The organism is Synechococcus sp. R6-7, from assembly GCF_047461695.1.
In the GTDB taxonomy this organism is placed as follows: domain Bacteria; phylum Cyanobacteriota; class Cyanobacteriia; order Thermostichales; family Thermostichaceae; genus Thermostichus.
Genome location: NZ_JANSHS010000506.1, coordinates 1 through 3,640, shown reverse-complemented (window position 1 = coordinate 3,640; position 3,640 = coordinate 1). Strand labels below are relative to the sequence as shown.

Below are 3,640 nucleotides of genomic sequence, written 5' to 3'. Positions count from 1 at the left end.
GGTAGCCGCCTATTTTTTAATAGGGACAGCCGTAACCAAACTGGGGATCCGGCGCAAGCAGGCGCAGGGGATCGCCGAAAAGCGAGAGGGGGCGCGAGGGCCGGAGAACGTCTGGGGATCCGCTTTAACCGGGGCAGTATGTGCGCTAGGATACGCTTTCTTCCCGCATCCCCTGTGGTGGTTGGGATACAGCGCCAGCTTTGCAGCGAAATTGGCCGATACCGTCAGCAGCGAGGTGGGGAAAGCCTATGGCCGCAAGACCTTTTTGATCACCACCTTCCAGTCCGTGCCGGCGGGCACAGAAGGAGCTGTAAGCCTAGAGGGATCCCTGGCGGGGGTGGCGGCAGCGGCAGGGATGGCCGGGTTGGCCTGGGGGATTGGCGGGGAGTGGGTGGGGGAAAGCCCATTTTGGTTGGGCATCTGCTGGCTGGCTGGGATCCTGGCCACCCTGGCGGAAAGCTGGATGGGAGTGGTGTTACAACCCCGTTTGGCCTGGATGACCAACGAAGTTGTAAACAGTATTCAAACAACCCTGGCCGCTCTTCTGGCGGTAGGGCTGGGATCCCTTATGGGCATCGGATCCTAGAAATAGGGTCACCATGAACTACCCCACCGTATAGGCAGATGGGGTTTCTAGTGCCCCATCCCCTTAACAGTGAGGTTTTTGTCCCTTCCTCTGTCCCAGTTGCTTCATAGACCCGCAGGTCTCTGAAGGAGTGCTGCAACATCCGAGACCAACGAGGCTGGTTCCCAACCCCGGTTGCCCGTTGACGGCAACGTTGTACATGACCATTACCGAACCACGGTCTCTATTGCCGTGCCACCGAGAACGGCCATACAAAGAAGTCAAGCCAGGAGGCTTGACCAAAAGGGGAGAAGCTCTCCCCTTTCGCTGACCAGAGCTCCCTTAGCGCAGGCCGCTGGGCTTATAGACCAGGAAGCTGAGCACTTGGCACTGCTTAATGTTGTCGAACCCCACCACGCGAATGAAACAGTTGGGGTAGGCGCTGCGGCAAGCCTGCACTTCGCTGAGCACCTCCTGGGGAGAAGTGGCGCTGAACAGGGGCAGCTTCCACAGCGTCCAATAGCGAACCGTTGGTTCAGACGATTCGTTGAACTCTATGGCCGGGATGTAGCCCTGATCCAAGATGTACTGCACCTGCTTGATGATCTGCAGATCCGTCAGCGGCGGCAGATAGGAGAGGGTTTCGTAGCGGCGCTCTTTTGGTAAGGTTTGCATGATCGGTGTCACTCCGTTTCGAGCCTAGGGTTTTGTGGGGGGGATCCCGCTTCCGGGTGGGTAACGGGTAGGGATCCTGTTGCTGAGGTGATCCGTTCTAGATGATTGCGGCGGTGCTCCATGTTGGCTTGCTGGATGCCGGCTTTGGCCATCTCCGGCAGGTAATCCACCACCTCCGCAGCAATGTGCTCGCGAACGGTCATGATGCGATAGGCCAACTCAGGACGCTCAGCCAACAAAGCCCGCAGGTAGGCTTCTCCATCCTGAAGGTTTTGCCGAGCGGAGAACTGCTGTAGCCAAAGGGCCCTGGGGGGATCTGTTTCGCTCAGTTGGGCCAGCACCGTGCGCATCGCCTGATAAGTCAGGTAGCTGATCAAGGTCTTGGCAGTGTCCTTGGCGATCTGTTTCAGATCCATTGCCGATCCAGGGAGGGAGCCAGCAGGGCAAGAGAACCGTGGGGATCCCTTGCCCCCAGCAGATCTCTAGAGGGTGTCGACGGCCTTGAACTCGAACTTGATTTCCTTCCACAGCTCGCAGGCAGCCGCCAGCTCCGGCGACCACTTGGCCGCTTCCCGGATGATGTCGTTGCCTTCGCGGGCCAGATCTCGACCTTCGTTACGAGCTTGGATACACGCTTCCAAGGCCACCCGGTTGGCGGTTGCGCCCGGCGCATTGCCCCAGGGGTGCCCCAGGGTTCCGCCGCCGAACTGCAGCACCGAATCGTCGCCGAAGATTTCCACCAGGGCCGGCATGTGCCAAACGTGGATCCCACCGGAAGCCACCGGCATCACCCCTGGCATGGAAGCCCAATCTTGGGTGAAGAAAATGCCGCGGGAGCGATCGGCCTCTACGTAGTTTTCCCGCATGAGATCCACAAAGCCCATCGTAATGGCGCGGTCGCCTTCCAGCTTGCCCACCACCGTACCGGAGTGCAGGTGGTCGCCACCGGACATGCGCAAACACTTGGCCAACACCCGGAAGTGGATGCCATGGTTTTTCTGCCGGTCGATCACCGCGTGCATGGCCCGGTGAATGTGCAGCAGAATGCCGTTATCCCGGCACCACTTGGCCAAGCTGGTGTTGGCAGTGAAGCCGGCTGTCAAGTAGTCGTGCATGATGATAGGGGCGCCCAACTCCTTGGCAAACTCGGCCCGCTTGAACATCTCTTCGCAGGTGGGCGCCGTCACGTTCAAATAGTGGCCCTTGATCTCGCCGGTTTCCGCTTGGGCCTTGTGGACAGCCTCCATCACGAACAAGTAGCGATCCCGCCAGCGCTGGAAGGGCTGGGAGTTAATGTTTTCGTCATCTTTGGTGAAGTCCAGGCCGCCCCGCAGAGCTTCATACACGGCCCGCCCGTAATTTTTGGCAGAAAGGCCCAACTTGGGCTTGATGGTGCAGCCCAGCAGCGGACGGCCATACTTATTCAACTTATCCCGCTCCACCTGAATGCCGTGGGGAGGGCCCTGGAAGGTTTTCAGGTAGGCCACCGGGATCCGCACATCTTCCAGCCGCAGCGCCTTTAGGGCCTTAAAGCCAAAAACGTTGCCCACAATCGAGGTGAGCATGTTGGTCACCGAGCCTTCCTCGAACAGATCCAGCGGATAGGCGACGAAGCAGAAGTACTGGTTGTCTTCGCCGGGAACCGGCTCGATGTCATAGCAGCGGCCTTTGTACCGATCCAAGTCGGTCAGCAAATCGGTCCATACCGTTGTCCAGGTGCCCGTCGAAGACTCAGCCGCCACGGCTGCCCCCGCCTCTTCGGGAGGAACGCCCGGTTGAGGGGTAACTCGGAAACAGGCCAAGACATCGGTATCCTTAGGCGTGTAGTCGGGAGTGTAATAGGTGAGTCGGTAATCCTTCACACCGGCTTGATAGCCGCTTTTGGATTGGGTTGCTGAGTAGGCCACGTTGATCTCCCTCTGAACGAATTACAGAACCAGAAAATGCCCTTCACGGATGCAACCAAGAGGAAAAACTCAGGGCCAAAACTCGAGACCGCCGAGTTTCCGTGAATAAGACCGCCCCACAACCGCGAGGCCAAAGTTGGGCCTTAAGACACTCTTCATCCTGGCGGATGGAAGCCCTAAACCCTTCTTTTCGAGCGCCTTCAATCACTAGCTTCGACTCCCTGGATTTGCAAACCCAGCGGAAAGGAATTTATACAGCGCCTAAGCTAGAATCTCGGCAGACACAACTCTATATAGGTTTAATCCTAAGCTACCATCCGCAATAATGGGCTGATCATTACTTTCTTTATGAGTTTGATTAGTTTAATTAAAGTGAGGCCCCCTGCTTCCCGCTGAGAATACAGATTTCTTTGGCTTTCTTAATATCCTTTGGGTGGAATCCCTGGCCAAAACCAAAAGCTCCCTTCTTTGAGGGAGCGGAGCAAGTCCACCC

The 3,640-nt window shown here is 57.6% G+C and carries 4 protein-coding genes; 1 reads left to right on the top strand and 3 read right to left on the bottom strand.

Going from position 1 to position 3,640, the window contains the following annotated elements; genetic code table 11:
* On the top strand, positions 1–586 hold a 586-nt coding region (locus NW815_RS13505), incomplete at its 5' end, for a DUF92 domain-containing protein (RefSeq protein WP_414416123.1).
* A 321-nt stretch (positions 587–907) separates the two neighbouring features.
* On the opposite strand, the gene NW815_RS13500 is transcribed toward NW815_RS13505, so the two are convergent.
* From NW815_RS13500 to NW815_RS13490, 3 genes are all read right to left on the bottom strand, one after another.
* Positions 908–1,240 (bottom strand): ribulose bisphosphate carboxylase small subunit, encoded by a 333-nt coding sequence (locus NW815_RS13500; protein ID WP_011434136.1) that lies wholly within the window; start codon positions 1,238–1,240, stop codon positions 908–910.
* Between the two features lie 8 nt (positions 1,241–1,248).
* Positions 1,249–1,656, bottom strand: a complete 408-nt coding sequence (gene rcbX / locus NW815_RS13495; protein ID WP_011434137.1) for a RuBisCO chaperone RbcX — start codon at positions 1,654–1,656, stop codon at positions 1,249–1,251.
* 66 nt (positions 1,657–1,722) lie between these two features.
* The gene (locus NW815_RS13490; protein WP_011434138.1) at positions 1,723–3,147 is read right to left on the bottom strand and encodes a form I ribulose bisphosphate carboxylase large subunit; all 1,425 of its coding nucleotides are present in this window, start codon (positions 3,145–3,147) and stop codon (positions 1,723–1,725) included.
* Positions 3,148–3,640: the final 493 nt, after the last annotated feature.